The organism is Sabulicella rubraurantiaca (assembly GCF_017355885.1).
In the GTDB taxonomy this organism is placed as follows: Bacteria; Pseudomonadota; Alphaproteobacteria; order Acetobacterales; family Acetobacteraceae; genus Roseococcus; species Roseococcus rubraurantiacus.
This window is the reverse complement of the sequence record NZ_JAFEUU010000019.1, coordinates 1-15,637: the sequence shown is the minus strand read 5'-3', so window position 1 is coordinate 15,637 and position 15,637 is coordinate 1. Positions and strand designations below refer to the sequence as shown.

At 65.9% G+C, this 15,637-nt stretch carries 14 protein-coding genes; 10 read left to right on the top strand and 4 right to left on the bottom strand.

Features of this window, described 5'->3' with window-relative positions; genetic code table 11:
- Positions 1 to 72 precede the first annotated feature (72 nt).
- Positions 73 to 522, top strand: coding sequence for a nuclear transport factor 2 family protein (locus JTJ31_RS25100; protein ID WP_268957116.1), 450 nt, complete (start codon positions 73 to 75; stop codon positions 520 to 522).
- A 471-nt stretch (positions 523 to 993) separates the two neighbouring features.
- Positions 994 to 1,674: a PEP-CTERM sorting domain-containing protein gene (locus JTJ31_RS21230; protein ID WP_207540750.1), complete on the top strand. Its 681-nt coding sequence runs from the start codon at positions 994 to 996 to the stop codon at positions 1,672 to 1,674.
- 300 nt (positions 1,675 to 1,974) lie between these two features.
- On the opposite strand, the gene JTJ31_RS21225 is transcribed toward JTJ31_RS21230, so the two are convergent.
- On the bottom strand, positions 1,975 to 3,084 hold the full coding sequence (locus JTJ31_RS21225) for a hypothetical protein (protein ID WP_207540749.1): 1,110 nt from the start codon (positions 3,082 to 3,084) through the stop codon (positions 1,975 to 1,977).
- A 1,174-nt stretch (positions 3,085 to 4,258) separates the two neighbouring features.
- Between JTJ31_RS21225 and JTJ31_RS21220 the strand changes: the two genes are divergently transcribed.
- Both JTJ31_RS21220 and JTJ31_RS21215 read left to right on the top strand, forming a co-directional pair.
- Positions 4,259 to 4,996 (top strand): helix-turn-helix domain-containing protein, encoded by a 738-nt coding sequence (locus tag JTJ31_RS21220; protein ID WP_207540748.1) that lies wholly within the window; start codon positions 4,259 to 4,261, stop codon positions 4,994 to 4,996.
- A complete protein-coding gene (locus JTJ31_RS21215; protein ID WP_207540747.1) occupies positions 4,996 to 5,622 on the top strand; it encodes a hypothetical protein in 627 nt (208 codons plus the stop codon). The genes JTJ31_RS21220 and JTJ31_RS21215 overlap by 1 nt, the downstream gene beginning before the upstream one ends.
- Positions 5,623 to 5,769: 147 nt before the next feature.
- On the opposite strand, the gene JTJ31_RS21210 is transcribed toward JTJ31_RS21215, so the two are convergent.
- Positions 5,770 to 7,107, bottom strand: coding sequence for a cytochrome P450 (locus tag JTJ31_RS21210; RefSeq protein ID WP_236020511.1), 1,338 nt, complete (start codon positions 7,105 to 7,107; stop codon positions 5,770 to 5,772).
- 273 nt (positions 7,108 to 7,380) lie between these two features.
- On the opposite strand from JTJ31_RS21210, the gene JTJ31_RS21205 reads away from it, so the two are divergent.
- The 5 genes from JTJ31_RS21205 to JTJ31_RS21185 are packed head-to-tail and all read left to right on the top strand — an operon-like array spanning position 7,381 to position 12,291.
- Entirely contained in the window at positions 7,381 to 8,010 is a 630-nt protein-coding gene (locus JTJ31_RS21205) for a TetR/AcrR family transcriptional regulator (protein WP_207540745.1), read from the top strand.
- A 55-nt stretch (positions 8,011 to 8,065) separates the two neighbouring features.
- The gene (locus JTJ31_RS21200) at positions 8,066 to 9,220 is read left to right on the top strand and encodes a Gfo/Idh/MocA family protein (protein ID WP_207540744.1); all 1,155 of its coding nucleotides are present in this window, start codon (positions 8,066 to 8,068) and stop codon (positions 9,218 to 9,220) included.
- A 2-nt stretch (positions 9,221 to 9,222) separates the two neighbouring features.
- On the top strand, positions 9,223 to 10,380 hold the full coding sequence (locus JTJ31_RS21195) for a dihydrodipicolinate synthase family protein (protein ID WP_207540743.1): 1,158 nt from the start codon (positions 9,223 to 9,225) through the stop codon (positions 10,378 to 10,380).
- 49 nt (positions 10,381 to 10,429) lie between these two features.
- Positions 10,430 to 11,260 carry a sugar phosphate isomerase/epimerase family protein gene (locus JTJ31_RS21190; protein WP_328805791.1) on the top strand — a complete coding sequence of 277 codons (831 nt, stop codon included), beginning with the start codon at positions 10,430 to 10,432 and terminating at the stop codon, positions 11,258 to 11,260.
- A gap of 50 nt (positions 11,261 to 11,310) precedes the next feature.
- Positions 11,311 to 12,291: a Bug family tripartite tricarboxylate transporter substrate binding protein gene (locus JTJ31_RS21185; protein ID WP_207540742.1), complete on the top strand. Its 981-nt coding sequence runs from the start codon at positions 11,311 to 11,313 to the stop codon at positions 12,289 to 12,291.
- Here the strand turns inward: JTJ31_RS21185 and JTJ31_RS21180 are convergent.
- Positions 12,278 to 13,705: an enolase-like domain-containing protein gene (locus JTJ31_RS21180; protein WP_207540741.1), complete on the bottom strand. Its 1,428-nt coding sequence runs from the start codon at positions 13,703 to 13,705 to the stop codon at positions 12,278 to 12,280. The two genes, JTJ31_RS21185 and JTJ31_RS21180, sit on opposite strands and share 14 nt — an antisense overlap.
- Positions 13,706 to 14,087: 382 nt before the next feature.
- On the opposite strand from JTJ31_RS21180, the gene JTJ31_RS21175 reads away from it, so the two are divergent.
- Positions 14,088 to 14,582, top strand: a complete 495-nt coding sequence (locus JTJ31_RS21175) for an SDR family NAD(P)-dependent oxidoreductase (protein WP_207540740.1) — start codon at positions 14,088 to 14,090, stop codon at positions 14,580 to 14,582.
- 191 nt (positions 14,583 to 14,773) lie between these two features.
- Here JTJ31_RS21175 and JTJ31_RS21170 read toward each other — a convergent pair whose 3' ends face one another.
- Positions 14,774 to 15,199 carry a DoxX family protein gene (locus JTJ31_RS21170; RefSeq protein ID WP_236020507.1) on the bottom strand — a complete coding sequence of 142 codons (426 nt, stop codon included), beginning with the start codon at positions 15,197 to 15,199 and terminating at the stop codon, positions 14,774 to 14,776.
- Positions 15,200 to 15,637 lie beyond the last annotated feature (438 nt).

Here is a 15,637-nt window from a genome sequence, read left to right as displayed (position 1 = left end):
AAGGCAATAAGGCGCCCTTATGCCAGACGCTCAACCTCGAATGCACGGTCGCTTCGAAGCCGAGGCCAAGAAATGGGCCTGCTCGATGCTCTTGCAACGAAATTTGGCAGCTTTTACCCGGTGAGACGCAGTAGCGTGCGAGCGGACGGGCCAACACGGGAGGCAGCTCATGCTCCGACGTGCTCTCGTCCTAGCGGCCCCGCCGGGCTCATAGTCCACGGCACGAAGGCAAGTGCTGAGGCAGGTGTCCGGCGGGCCATCGACGTCCTCATGGACCGTTTTGCCGAAGCCTGCGACCGAAGGGACTCCGGTGCGATAGCCACCCTTTTCACCGAAGACGGCATCCTCAGCGGCTCGGCGCCGATCCTCATCGGTAGGCCGGCGATCGCGCAGAACTACAAGAGCCGACTTGACCAGGGCTTCGGCAATATCCGCTTCCAGTTCCAACACTATGCTCAGGACGGCACCTGGACCGCAGGGTCTCATGCGGCTCAATACATTTCCGAAGCACTATCAGACTAACAACTTACTCATGCCTGTCTTCTGAAGGGACTACCAAGCCTCATCCCGCCGCCCGCGAGGCGACAGGGTGGGGCCTTTAGCTTCATGGTGCGATACGGAAAAAAACCCCGTCGCCTTGTGGCGACGAGGGCCGAGTTTGCAGATTCTAAAGCGTCTTCCAATATTGGGAGACGTGGTAGCTTGCAGGCACAATTCGTGGGCGGCAAGACTTTTTTTTGTCGCCAATGTTTTGCTGGCGCCGAATGCAGTCCGCGTCGCTGACTGTGTGCCCCTTTGGCGATCCATCTCCATTTACAGGAATGTGTTGCTTTCCTTGACACTCCGTGCGGATGCATCACGCCGCAGTCATCAACCTCCTGGGATCATTACATTATTAGAATTGGCATGTTGCTTGCTTCTCCCTTGGCGTGGACCGATCCACGGCACGCGGCCCAGCCCTCCAAGGTCCGCCCGAGAGACAAGGAAGCGAAGATGAATCTCCTGAAGACTGCCGCTTGCGCTGCTGTTCTCGCCAGCGCAGTTGCCCTGCCCTCCCACGCCTCGCTCGTGTTCGATAGCGTGATTGACCTGCAGGGCACCGGCATCGGCGCCGTCGAGACAATCCTCACCGTGCAGAAGAATGGAACCGAGACCGGCTCCGTCAGCTGGAACGGCAGCCAGGACGTCATCACGGGCGACGCCAAGACCGGCAACTCGCAGACGCAGACGGTGGCCCTCAGCAGCCTCGCCCCCATCACCGCAGCCGACCTGCGCATCGTCTTCAACGCCAATGAGCCGGGCATCAACAGTGGCAACAATGGCATCACCCTGACGAACCTGGTGCTGACCATCTACAGCTCGACCGGCACCGCGCTGTGGAACTCGGGCGCCTTCTCGTCAGTCAACTTCCCCACCACCTTCCAGGGCACCGGCAACTCGGGCTTCGCCTTCAAGCTCGACCAGCAGCAGGCGGCCGCCGCCCAGCCCTTCTTCGCCACGGGCACCAACCGCATCGGCCTGGCCGCCACGCTGACGGGCGCCCAAGCCGGCAACGAAACCTTCTTCGGGATTTCCGTTGGGACGCCGAACGTCCCGGTGCCCGCCCCCGCAGGTCTCGCCCTGCTCGGCGCTGGCCTACTCGGCCTCGGCATGGTGCGCCGCAAGAGCGCCTGAGCCCACTCACCCTCTGGTTCAGGCGTTCGCGCTCCGGCCTTACTCCCGAGGGGCCGGAGCGCTCTTCTTTGGCGAGGCTCCCACCTCACGGTCAGTAGCCCATGAACCCACAGCTTAAGCGCCGGCGCCGCCCGAGCGGCCGGTGTTCTGCCACGAAGACCACCGGCCACATGGCAGCACCCCAGTTCCAGCTTCCCTTCGCTTCTACGGATCCACCGTCGTCCTCATCCTTAGGTACGAGGTCTGGGGCCTGAGCATGCGGAACGGGCGCCGGGCGCCGCTCCTCGCTTATTCCGCGCTTTAGGCGTCCTCAGCTTCTTCCTCGGTCCCGTCTTCAAGGAGTTCGGCAGCCGCCGAACGGCGCGAAGCCCGCAGCCGGGTCACTTGCTGCATGGAGATCGGTGCGAAGCCATCGACTGGCTGGCGCCCGTTGGTGATGGCGTTGAAGGCTTCCCTGTTCTCGCGAGCAATGCGGCTGGACGCATGGATCTTCGCCATGAAGTCTGGCGAGGCCGACATGGTGAAGAGGAGATCCACCTTCTTCTGGCCCTGCATCAATTCTTCGGTCTCGACGTGGTCGAGCACGCCGGCGTCCTTCAGCACATCCACGGCCTGGGCCACACGCCGGAGCAGATTGCGGGTGGTCTTCCAGATCGGCATTCCGGAGTCCCGGCGGATCTCGCTCGCCAGAATCTGCTGGACCGGCTGGCGAGTGTGGCTGACCTCGTTGTGCAGCCGCTTCAAGAGCCAGCGCGCGACCGGGTCGCGGATGGTCATCAGCGTCTCGTAATCCACCTGCGTGAATTCCAAGAGTCGAATCGCGTCGCTGACGAGCGGGTTGAACTCGACAAAAGTCTCGCCGTCGTCGGAGTCCTTGCGCCGGAAGCCCAGCACCGGAAAAGCCGCGGAGGACAGGACCGGTGAGCCCTTGGCATCGAGGTCCTGAATGACGAGCCGCACCTCGGACAGCAGGGTGATGGCCTCTTGGATCTCGTAATAGGAATGGGCGTGGCGGACGCGCTTCAGCTCGGTGCGCACCTCATGCAGGGAGAAAGTGAAGCGTACCTTCTGGTGGTGGATCGCGAGCCGGCCGCGCTTGCTGGCCAGGCGTCGGATCACCTCTTCGACGATCTGTTCGCGCTCAGACAGGAAGCGCTCCTGGATGGTGCCGTCCTGCGCACGGATCTGAGTGGGCTTGAGCGTGATTCGGTAACGCTTTTGCCCGAAGGAAAAGTCCCGCTCGATCATGCGGCTGCGGCCCTGCAAGGCGTCGCGGTCCTCGAACACGAAGCGAGGCGCCATATCATAGAGGGCCACCATGTTCGTGCGATTGGGATCATCGGTCTCCCACAGCGCAAGCTGGGCGTGGTTGGCGGAGACGGGCTGGCGCCGAACCGGGGACTTGCTCATGAGGACCCTCCTGCCCCTCCTTTATCCTGCTTTCGAGGCATTGGTGGAGGTCGAACGCCGCGTCTTTCCGCTCCGACGGGAGGTTATCGGTGCACCTCGGTAGGTTTGCGGTGCACCTCGGTAGGTTTGCCGTGCGGCACAGTAGGTTTGCGGTGCAGCGGAGGTAGGTTTGTGGTGCACCTCGGCCCTTCCGGAGGCGCCGAGCGGTAGGTTTGCGATGCACCGATCCTCACCAAAAGCGTTGCAGTGGGATCCTGGACGCCGTCGGAACCGTCTACCGACTCGGTGTGGAGGTTCGGGCTGGAATCGCGTCCCTCCTCAGCCCGCCAGCACCCCGACGTGGAGGCCTACAGGCCAAGCAGGAGGTTTGCCGTGCACTGGCGGTAGGTCTCCGGTGCGGCCGCCCTCCCCGCTTTGCCGAAGACAGGAGGTTTGCGGTGCACCTCGGTAGGTTTCCGGTGCGGCACAGTAGGTTTGCGGTGCGGATGGACCGTCCAAGCCCCTCCCGTTCAGGAGGTTTATGGTGCACCCGAAGGGACGCTTTCGATGCAGTCCCAGTTTGTTGAAGCCTCGAGTCAGCACATTCTCAATGACGGAGCGAAGATAGCGCCTTCCCCGCTATGAGGTGGGAAAGAGAGTAGGTTTATGGTGCAGCCCGTTGAGGCAGTAGGTTGATGGTGCGGCTGGGAGGAGGCGGTAGGTTCGCGGTGCATCAGGCCGCGCCGAGGCGGTAGGTTTGCCGTGCACCTTGAGGGCCGGCGCCCAGGACGGGTGGAGAGGCCACTCAACCTGTTGTTTTGGAAGGATTTTCGGAAACCTCGGCCCGTCATCAGCATCTAGAGCAGATCATGCCCTGAAGCGTGCCGCGTCCAAAGGACCTGCGGGCCGGGGGGCGCCCGAGTCTCCCGCAAGGGCGGCGGATCGCTGCACCGGAAACCTACCGCGGTGCACGGCGAACCTACTTCGGCCGCATCACAAACCTACTGGGGTGCATCGATAACCTCCTGCGGTGCACCGCAAACCTACCAAGCGGGCTTTGCTGCCCTTCCCTCCCACGTCGTTTCTTGGCCGCGAAGACCCATTGGGGCGTCACGTGAGGTGCGGCATGGAACGATCAGACGGAAGTGGAGCGCGATGGGGCAAAGTCCCCGTCTGGTGGCTTCAGCACCCGGAGATGAATGCAGATCGCTACGCGGTGCTCGCCGCGCTTTCGACCTATGCGGACGATCAGGGCTGGTGCTTTCCGTCCCAAGGCACCTTGGCGCGGTGGCTCAAGCGCTCGCGGCCTTGGGTGAACCAAATCATTGCTGATCTTGCCCGGCTGGGCTTTGTCGAGAAGACCCAGTGGCGCCGCAACGATGGGGGTATGTCGAGCTGCCGCTACCGGATCGTCGAGTATCTCCCTGTGACGGCGAAGGGGTCTGTCGAAGCGGCGACAGGGGCTGGTCGCCAGCCAGACAGGGGGTGTCACCCAGGTGACAGGAATCAGCCGAAGGCTGAACAGAATCAAAACCCGCCCGCTGCGCCGCGCGCGACGGAGCTTTCGCGATCCACGGACGAAAGGGCAGACCCACGTGGCGAGCTGGTTTCCGTTCCCAAGGACTGGGCGCCTTCGGCCGACGAGCTAGGCGAGGCGGCACGGCTCGCCCCCCGAATGGATCTGTCGCGCCATACGGCCAAGTTCGTGCATCGCTGCCAAGCCAAAGGCTATCGTTACCGGGCGGATTGCATCGGTGCCGCCTGGCTATCCTGGTTGATCGAGGATCTCGCTAAGGAGGCGCCCCCGGCTGAGCCGGGCCGTGTCCGAAGCGGTGGCGGCAAGACGGACTGGGCCGAGGAGCGCCTGGGGGCGTGGGCGGCGGCAGCGCATGCGCCAGCGGTTCGGCCAGTCTTTCTCATGGGGAGGCGATGATGGGCGTGTTGCAGCAAGCGTCGCGTGATCCCGTCCATGGCTCGGGTAGCGCTCTTGCCGCGGAGCAGCCGGTAGCGTGGTCCCTGCCCTCCTGGGTCGGCGTGCTGATCGAGCGGGGCGTTGTCGAGCGGCGCATGCTCTTCCCCGAGAGCGGACCAGCGCGGTGCGTGGAGCGCTGGGAAGCGCCTCTCATCGAGGACGATGCAATCCTAGAGAAGCTGGAGAGGGTGTCCCGCGAGCTTTCCGTCTGGTTGGAGCCTGCGGAGCGGGGCTGGCTCCTGGCCCGGGTGCTGGCGCTTCTGTCGCATTTCCGCTCCGACCGTCATGCCGCCTCGGTCGAGCAATGCATTGCTGATGACTGGGCGGAGGATCTGGGGGAGTTCCCGGCCTGGGCAATTGAGGAAGCCGCGCGGCATTGGCGGCGCACCCGCCGCTTCCGCCCGCAGATCAATGAGATGCGAGAGTTGTGTGAGGCGGCGATCCACGACGTGAGAGAGGTCGAGCGGCGAATTGCCAGCATGCTGCGCCGTGCTCAAAAGACGCGAAATCCGATGGCCCCCAAGATTGAGGCAGTGTTGCGCTCTACGTTTGAAAGGATGGGGGCGAGCCCATCTGGCGCCGACTGAACGAATAAAGGCCCAGGCTCCTTACATGACGGGATTCCAGATGGCCGCGCCTGGAGAGAGTGATGAGCGCCGCTGGAGAGGCCGTTTCGGTACGGGAAGGCCGGGCAGACACTCAGCCACGTCCACGACGAGGATAGTGGTTCTCGCTCAGCAATGAGACACGCGCTCGACCTGCATCGGCAGGCCGCCTGCGGGTCTCAGCGTAATCAGGAGCTGCGGCTCGACGGGCGCGCGGGAGGCATGGCGCAGACTCACCCGCGGCACCATCACCGCAAGCGCGACAAGCATCTCGGTCATAGCGAAGTGGGTGCCGAGGCAGGTGCGTGGCCCTCCACCAAATGGGAAATAGGTGTAGGGCGCGGGCCGGGCCCCGCCGGCAAAGCGGGTGGGGTCGAACCGCTCCGGATCCGGCCAGAAGCGTGCGTCGCGCTGCACCAGCCAGGGACTCAAGGCAAGAATGGCACCGGCCGGGATGTCGTGACCGCCGAGCCGGTCCGGCCCTACAGCGAGGCGGGGGAACCAGCCGGCGGGCGGGTAGAGCCGCATCACCTCCTGCAGCGCCGCCTCCGTGAACTTCAGCTGACCGAGGTCGTCGGGCATCGGGACCATGCGGGGCCCGAGCACGCGCGCCACTTCGTCCCGGATGGCAGCCTCGGCGTCAGGGCAAAGGGCGAGGAGGTGCCAGGCCCAGCTGAGCGCGGCCGCGGAGGTCTCGTGTCCGGCGAGGATCATGGTCATCGCCTCGTCGCGCACCTGCCGTGCGTCGACGCCCGTCCCGCCATCCTGCTGCGCGGCCAGCAGCATGCCGAGAAGGTCGTCCCCTAGTTCCCCCGAAGCGAGCCGGGCCGAGATGATGCGGCCAATCGCCTCATCGAGCACGGCCAGGGCGCGGCGGAAGCGCCGGTTGGCCGGGGTGGGCAGGCGCTCCGTCCACGCCGGCGCGAGCGACCAGAAACGGACCGAGATCCATCGCTGGACCTCCTGTACGGCAGCGGTGATCCGCGCGTCGCCGCCCCGCTGCTGCCCACCGAACAAGCAGCCAATGGCGATGTCGAGGGTGAGGTCCGACATGGCCTGCGAGACGTCGATCGTCCGGCTCACCTGCCCTTCCCATCGGTCCGCCAGCTCAGCCGCCGCATCCGCCATGACACGGACGAAGCGCCGGATCCGCTCGGCCCGGAAGGTGGGCTGCAGCAGGCGGCGCTGCCGCTGCCAGAGCGCCCCTTCGCTGGTGAGGACGCCCTCGCCCAGCACCGACTTGAGGCGGTCGTGGAACGGTGTCCGGCGGTAGTTGGCAGCGTTCTCCTGCAGTACGCGGCGGATATGCGCGGGATCCGCCAACACGAAGAGCGGGAAGTGCAGCGGGGTGGGGATCCGGACAACGTTGCCGAATGCCCTCGCCTGCTCGAACACGGCGAGCGGGTTGCGCGCAAGCGCTGGCAGTTTGCCGAGCCATGGGAGGGCGCCCGGCATGACCGGGGCCATGGTCACGGGATAGTCCTTCGACGCCGCACCGCACGCCCCATCGTGTTCGAACCGAGCCGACCTTAGCACCGCCGGCGCTCGGTGGGGCTTCGTCGAAGCTGAGATCTCCAGAGGCCGGCGGTGGTTAGGCGAGCACGTTTCGCGCCGCTTCAAAGCACACATTCCACCGCATCGCTGCCCAACGCCTTCGTCGTGAAGAACGGCTCGAAGACGCGGGCAAGAACTACCAGGGCCTTTCCGTCCGCACGACACTGGGGTCACATCAGCCGCATGATGTCTGCTGCCCCCCTCTCCGCTCGTGCGATCGCGACGCGCCAAAGGATCCTCGAGGCCGCGCTGGCCGAGTTCGCCGCCAAGGGTCTTGCCGGCGCGCGGGTGGACGAGATCGCGGCACGCGCTGGGACGAACAAGCGTATGCTCTACGCGTACTTCGGTGCGAAGGAGGCTTTGTGGCTCACCGCCCTGGAGGCCGCCTATGCGGCGAAGCGCGCGGAGGAGGAGGCGCTCGACGTGGCGCACCTGCCGCCCCGAGAGGCGATGGCGCGGCTCGTCGCGTTCAACCTGCGTTACACGGCCCGGCACCCGGAATTCGTCGCGCTGCTCAACCAGGAGAACCTGCACAAGGCCGCCTATCTTCGTCGCAGCCTCGACGTGCCCGCCCTCTACTCCCCCTTAACCGATATGCTGCGCGACGTCCTCGCGCGCGGTGCCGCCCAGGGCCAGTTCCGCGCCGACGTGGATGCGCTGCAGCTCTACCTCTCCATCGTTGCACTAGGGCACTTCACCGTCGCCAACCGGCACACCCTTTCAACGATATTCGGCCAGGACCTTGGCAGCGAGGCCGCGCTCGCGGCGCGGGAGGCGCACGCGGTGGAGATGGTGCTCGGATACCTTCGTCCTTGACATCAGAAGTCGTTTCCTCCGAAGTAACCAACTAGTTACTTCGGAGGAAACGGCCATGGCCGAACGGCGCGTCGGCATCATCATGAACGGCGTCACTGGGCGCATGGGCATGAACCAGCACCTCATCCGCTCCATTGTCGCGATCCGCGCCGAGGGTGGGGTCCGGCTCGCGAATGGCGATGTGCTGATGCCCGACCCGGTCATCACCGGGCGCAACCGCGCGAAGCTCGAAGCGCTCGCCAAGGCGCACAACATCAGCCGCGTCAGCACCGATCTGGACGCCTGTCTCGCCGACCCGAAGGACGAAATTTTCTTCGACGCTGCCACCACGCAGATGCGCGCAGGCCTCATCCGCAAAGCCATCGCGGCCGGCAAGCATGTCTATTGCGAGAAGCCCACGGCCGATACGCTGGAGGACGCGCTCGACCTTGCGCGCCTCGCGCAGGAAGCCGGCATCAAACACGGCGTGGTGCAGGACAAGCTGTTTCTTCCGGGGTTGCGCAAGCTGAAGATGGTGATCGACAGCGGCTTTCTTGGACGCATCCTCAGCATCCGCGGCGAGTTCGGCTACTGGGTCTTCGAAGGCGACCTGCAGCCGACGCAGCGACCTTCGTGGAACTACAAACTCGCCGAGGGCGGCGGCATCATCCTCGACATGCTCTGCCACTGGCGATACGTCCTCGACAACCTCTTCGGGAACGTGAAGAGCGTCTCCTGCCTGGGGGCGGTGCACATTCCGCGCCGCGTTCAGGAGGATGGCAGCTTCTACGACGCCGACGCCGATGACGCGGCCTACGCCACCTTCCAGCTCGAGGGCGGGGCCATCGCGCACATCAACTCCTCCTGGTGCACGCGCGTGCGCCGCGACGACCTCGTGACCTTCCACGTCGATGGCACACATGGCAGTGCGGTCGCGGGCCTCACCGATTGCTGGACACAGGCACGGGTGAATACGCCCAAGCCCGTCTGGAACCCGGACGTCCCGCAGGCCATCGACTTCTTCGAAGGCTGGCAGAAGGTGCCTGACACGCAGTCCTATCCGAATGGCTTCCGTGTGCAATGGGAGCTGTTCCTGCGCTACGTGGCAGGTGAGGTCGCGGAGTATCCCTGGAACCTGCTCGCCGGCGCCAAGGGCGTGCAACTCGCGATGGCGGGGCTGCAATCCTGGAAGGAGCGTCGCTGGGTGGACCTGCCGAACCTGGAGGCCTGAACATGGCGACGATCCGCCTGCCCACGGAGCGGGGCGTGGAAGCCTTTACACTCTCGCCTGGACGCGATTTCCCGCGCGCCACACCGCCTTTCCCACGCGTGGCCCTCGCCGCCGCACATGTGGTGGCTGACCCCCTCGCCGAGCAGGATCCATGGCTCGACGCAAAGGTGGATTGGGACCGCACCATCGCCTTCCGCAAACATCTCTGGTCGCTCGGGCTCGGCGTTGCGGAGGCCATGGACACGGCGCAGCGCGGCATGGGCCTGAACTGGACAGCGGCTCAGCAGCTCATCCGCCTGAGCCTCGACGCCGCAAAGGATACCCCCGGCGCCGTGCTCGCCAGCGGTGCCGGCACGGACCACCTCACACCCGGCCCGGACGTATCGGTGGACGACGTGATCCGTGCCTATGAAGAGCAATGCGCCGCCGTGGAGGGCATGGGCGGAAGGATCATCCTCATGGCCTCGCGCGCCCTGGCCAAGGCCGCACGTGGGCCCGACGACTACGTCCGCGTCTATGACCGCGTGCTGCAACAGGTGAAGGAGCCAGTGATCATCCACTGGCTCGGCGAGATGTTCGACCCCGCCCTCGAAGGCTATTGGGGTCACGCCGACCACATGAAGGCGATGGAGGTCGCGCTCGACGTCATCGCCGCCCACGCCGACAAGGTGGACGGCGTGAAGATCTCCCTTCTGGACGACAAGAAGGAGATTGCCATGCGCCGCCGTCTTCCCAAGGGCGTGCGCATGTACACCGGCGACGACTTCAACTACGCGGAGCTGATCGCGGGCGACGCACAAGGCCATTCCGACGCGCTCCTGGGCATCTTCGACCCGATTGCGCCAGCCGTGGGCGGGGCGCTCGCCGCGCTCTCGCGCAACGACCTTTCGACCTTCCACGGCATCCTGGCGCCAACGGTGCCGCTCTCCCGCCATATCTTCAGGGCACCCACACGCTTCTACAAGACAGGCGTCGTGTTCATGGCTTGGCTGAATGGCCATCAGGACCACTTCGTGATGGTTGGCGGCCAGCAAAGCACACGCTCGATCCAGCACTTCGCCGAACTGTTCCGCTTGGCGGACAAGGCCGGCCTGCTGCGCGACCCGGATCTCGCCGTCTCGCGGATGCGCCAGCTTCTCGCGCTCCACGGGCTGGCATGATGTGCGCGAGCACGGCGCACCGGAGCCACGGCGCGGTCAGGAGCAGCCCGTGAACATCCCGCACGGAGCTACGATCCCGCTCTCGCTCAACACCGTCACGGTGAAGGAGCGCTGGGGGCTTGCGGATTGCATCGAGGGATGCGCCCGGCACGCCATCCCTGGAATTTCGCCGTGGCGCGACGTGCTGCACGCGATGGGCGTGCAGGCCGCTGCGCGGCGCATCCGCGACGCGGGCCTGGTGGTGACGGGGCTGTGCCGGGGCGGCATGTTCCCCGCAGCCGACCCTGCCGGCCGCGCCGCCGCGATCGAGGACAATCTGCGCGCGATTGACGAGGCGCATGCGCTGAACGCAAGGTGCCTCGTCATGGTCTGCGGCGGGCTGCCACCTGGCTCCAAGGATCTGCCGGGAGCGCGCGCAATGGTGCGGGAGGGGATCGAGGCCATCCTGCCAGCGGCGCGCGCGGCGGGCGTCACGCTCGCGCTGGAGCCGCTGCATCCCATGACCTGCGCGGACCGGTCGGTTCTCTCGACCCTCGGACAGGCGCTTGATCTGTGCGACAGGCTGGGCCTGGGCCTCGGCGTGGCGGTGGATGTCTATCACGTCTGGTGGGATCCCGATCTCGAGCAGCAGATGCGACGTGCGGAAGGGCGGATCGCCGCGTTTCATGCCTGCGACTGGCTGGTGCCGACGACCGACCTTGTCTTCGATCGCGGCATGCCGGGCGATGGCGTGATCGACATTGCGGCCATCCGGCGCATGGCGGAAGCAGCCGGCTATAACGGATTCACGGAAGTCGAGCTTCTCTCCCGCCGCTGGTGGGGCGAGGAGCCGGATCACGTGCTCGCGGTGATCAAGGAGCGGCACGCGAAAAGCAGTTGATTCCGAGAAGCGGTCCAGGAGAACGGCCGCAGCACGAGGAGGAAACGCAGATGTCTCTCACCCGCCGCGCCGCGCTGGCGCTGCCCGCACTCGCGATCCCCACCTTGGCGCAGCCCGCGCTTGCGCAGGGCTGGATGCCCCAGCGCCCGCTTCGCTTCGTCGTGCCCTTCGCGGCCGGCGGTGCCACCGATATCGTCGCGCGCGTGCTTGCCGAGCCAATGGGCGAGCGGCTCGGCCAGGCCGTCGCGGTGGAGAACCGCACCGGTGCGGGCGGAAATGTCGGCGTCGAGTCCGTGGCGCGCAGCGCGCCAGATGGCCACACCCTGCTGATGGGAACCACGGGTACGCTGACGATCAACCCGCATCTCTACACCAACATGGGCTTCAACCCGCTGACCGACCTCGCTCCGGTTGGCCTCGCCTTCGGGACGGATCACGTGCTGATCGTGAACCCGAGCGTGCCGGCGCAGAACGCGCAAGAGTTCCTGGCCCTCGTCCGCGCCCAGCCGGGCCGGCTTTCCTATGGCTCGGGCGGGAACGGCACCTCCACGCACACGGTGGCGGAGTTGTTCAAACTCGTCGCACGCGCGGACATCCAGCACGTTCCGTATCGCGGCTCGGCTCCTGCGCTCAACGACACGGTTGCCGGCAATGTGCAGGTGATGCTCGATCAAATGGCCAGCGCGCTTCCGATGATCCAGGCCGGGCGCGTGCGCGCTCTGGCAGTAACCGGCGCACGGCGGCATGCGGCGCTCCCTGGCGTGCCGACGATGGCGGAACTCGGCCTACCCGGTGCTGAGGCTTCCTCGTGGGGCGCGGTGCTGGTGCCCTCCGGCACGCCCGCCCCGGTGGTCCAGCGGCTGAACGTGGTGCTGCGGGAGTCGCTCGGCCTTCAGGCCGTGAAGGACCGGCTGACGCAGGTGGGCGCGGATGCACTGACCTCGACGCCTGAGGAACTTGCCACCTACCTCCGCGCCGAGACCGAAAAATGGGGGCGGGTGGTGCGCGAGGCGCGCCTCACTGTGAACTGACCGGCCAGGCGGCCTTCGCCATCGGTCGCATCGTCGAGACATCAGGCAAGACAGCGCTGCCGAAACCCGGCGCAGCGAGGCTTCCGATGTCGATCTCGCCGGCTCGGATCGACAAGTGCGGGCCGCGTGGCGTGTCCGAGTATAGGTCCGCATGCGCCGCCAGGAAGCGCGCCGCATCGGCCTTCGGTTGCCCCGCGAAGCCCGCGATGAAATGGTGGCCGTTACGCTCGACGTGCGGCAGACCAAGCGCGCTGACGAGGGCGAGATCCTGCTGCACGCAAAGACCGGCGAGGGTCGTCAGGTCCTCGGCGGAAAGGAAGTAGCGTGCGTGGCCCAAATCTGCGTTCCAAGCGCGGCAGCGCGCCAAGTTGATCAGGGAGCGCCAGAACCCCTTGCACGCCTTTGTCGAAACGCCACTATAGCCGAGCCCACGCGCTACGACGAAGGCATCAAGAGGCCCGTCGCTTTCGTCGATGATCACTGGCCGCTCGGCGGCGAGCGCATCCATGCCTTTCTCCAGAGCGCGGGCCCGCTTCACGGGCTGTTCGATCAGAGCCACGGAGGCGCAGAGCCGACTCAGGCGCGGCTCCGCCTGCATGGCGCGCCACAACGCGAGCGAACCGGCTACATCCTCGTACTGCTCGTTTCCGTCGAGCGTGACGTGATATCGGTCCAGCCGATCAAGCACGGAGGCAATGCGGCACAGCCGGTCCACGTCAGCATGGATGTCGCCGCCGACCTTCAGCTTCCACCAGACGTGGCGGTAAGTTCCAGCAACCTGCTCAAGCGTCTCCGGCAGGCCGTCATCCACGCGCTCAGCGAGGTCCGCGTTGGTGATGGGATCAAGCAGGCCAACGGTATGTCGCGCGTGGATCCGCGATGGCGCGGGCGTGGCGGCGAGCATCGCGCGCGCGTCGAAGCCCGCCAACTCGGGTGCTAAGCGCGCGGGTTCGAAGCCGCCCAGATCTGCACGCAGCCCCTCGTGAAAGGCAAGGCCCTCGAGGCGCAGCAGCGCGTCGAATGCGGCGCGGTCTACCAGCGCCCGGCCAAAGCTCGCTACGAGCGGATCGAGCCCCTCCGCGCCGCAGGCCACGACATGCGGGAGATAGCTGGCGACGAAGTGACCGAAGGCCGTATGCGCTGGCGCGGCCAGCGCCTCCGTCATCGCGATCTCGACCGTTCGGCGAAGCTGGTGCTGGTTGTCGGCATCGTTCAGGCCGGGGTTCTTGTCGAACCACTTTGCGGCCAGCGTCTCGGCGGCCATGCCTTCGCTCTCGCGGCCATCCTCCGTGCGGATGCGCGCGCGCACCACGCACTGGATCCCATCGCGCACTGTGATGACGCCGAAGCGGAACGGCATGCGAAGCGTGAAGTTCCACTCGAAGGCATTGAGCCCAAGGAATCGGAACTTCATGGGGCAAGGGCCTCCTGGATGCCTCGCACACGGCCGGTGGCACGCGCTGCGGAAGTGGTGCCAACTGGGATGTACTCTGAGGGCTTGACCGCAGCCTCACCGGCATAGCCGGTCTCATGCGGCGCGGCCAGCGGACAACATCCGGTACGGCAGCCTTCTGGAAGGCACGGCCAGTTTTGCTGAGATCTCGCAGATCTAGGGCAGCAGCCTGACGGGAATGAAGATCACGGTCTTCGGTCTTGCATCGCGTGCGAAGAGGATCGTCTTCGGCCCTGACCGTGAGGGCTGGACGGTGCCAAACTTGGCCTGGAGCCTGTTAGCGCTTGCGCGCAGGGCAGCCTGTCTCAGAAGGAGGGCCTCGCGCCGACCGTGACCCGGCTCTGTGGTCTACTGCTCCACCAAGTTCGCAGTTGAAGGACTGTCCGAGGCGCTGCATGCCGAGGTGGCGCCGCTCGGCATCCATGTCACCGTGGTGGAGCCCGGCTATTTCCGAACCGACTTCCTCGGCACCTCGTCGTCGGTCAGCCCCTCCCGGTTCCCCGACTGCGACGGATCGGCCGGAACGATGCGTGCCATGGCGACGAGGCTGAGCCACCGTCAGCTTGGCGATCCCGCGCGTCTCGCGGAGGTGCTGCTCGCCTGCACTGACGCGCCGGCCCTGCCGATCCGTCTGCGTCTCGGCAGCGATACGGTGGTGGCGATCGAGGCAAAGTATCAGGAGGACCAAGCTATCCTGGCGTCGTGGCGGAAGGTGGCGGTTTGGACCGACTCCGGGCTGGCTGACGGACAGGCCTTCGGAAAGGGGGTCGTCACCCGTCTACAGGGTGGCAGAAACCAACAGGCGCGGGGCCCAAGGCCTTCGCCTGATCGGAGGTAGCTGACGGTAGTGCCTCGCACTTGCGCGAGGAACGAAAGGGGAACAAGATGCAAGGTGGCAGCAAGGCTGAGTTGCTTCTCGACACTGTCCACGCCACCGAGATGTCCTGATGCCCTCGCCCCGCAAATTCGCAGCCCAGCGGTTACCCTGCCCAATTAGGACAACCTAGCATCCCTGCACATCATCCCGTGTCAGCTCATCTTGGCCGCCCGGCCGTCCTGCACCCCACGCGCACCATCCAGGCTCCAGGCGCCCGGTCCCGTGAAGACCAGGAGCAGGAAGACAAAGCAGTAGAGGATGGCGGCGTCGCCTCCATTGAGCGTGGGGTAGAGGCTTCTCGGCGCGTGGAACATCCAGTAGGCCACGGCCATCTCGCCCGAGAGGAAGAACGCTACCGGCCGTGTGAGCAGTCCAAGCAGGATGAGAAACCCCCCCACGAATTCCAGCACCGCTCCGATCCAGAACAGGGGAAAGACCTCGGGAAGTCCGCTGCTGGGCGGGGCGGGAAAGCCAAAGAGCTTCTGCGTGCCGTGCAACATGAAGATGATGGCGGTCGCGATGCGCAGCACCGCGAGCGCGTGGGGAGCGTAGCGGTCGAGTGTGTCGGTCATGATCATGGATGACCCTTCGGGCGGCTGAGCCGTGGCGCGGCGCAAGGAGCGCCTGGCCCGGAGAGGCCGCAACAGCGCAACACTGACTTGGTCAAGCAGTTGCAGCAGTTGGCGGGTCGTCCGCCCCCTGCCCAGGCCGGGTGAGGCAGTCCAGCCGCGCCCTCGGACGTTCAATGGGACGGGACGGCCACGCCATGTCCTACTCCTCCTTCGGTCCCAGCGCCGCGCCGTACCGTGCACAGAGGGCATGGCTGGCCTCAACGCTGTATAGCTGGTGCTCCGCGATGGCACGGCGCGCGCGGCCATCGAAGTGCGCGCGCGGGCAGCGAGTCTGGGCGTCGAGGCTGAGGGTGAGACCAGGGTGCTGCGCGATCCCTGGGAAACCGCCATCATGCTGACTGCGGGCTGAACGCCGCCTCGGGCGAGTAGACCTGAAGCCGCATC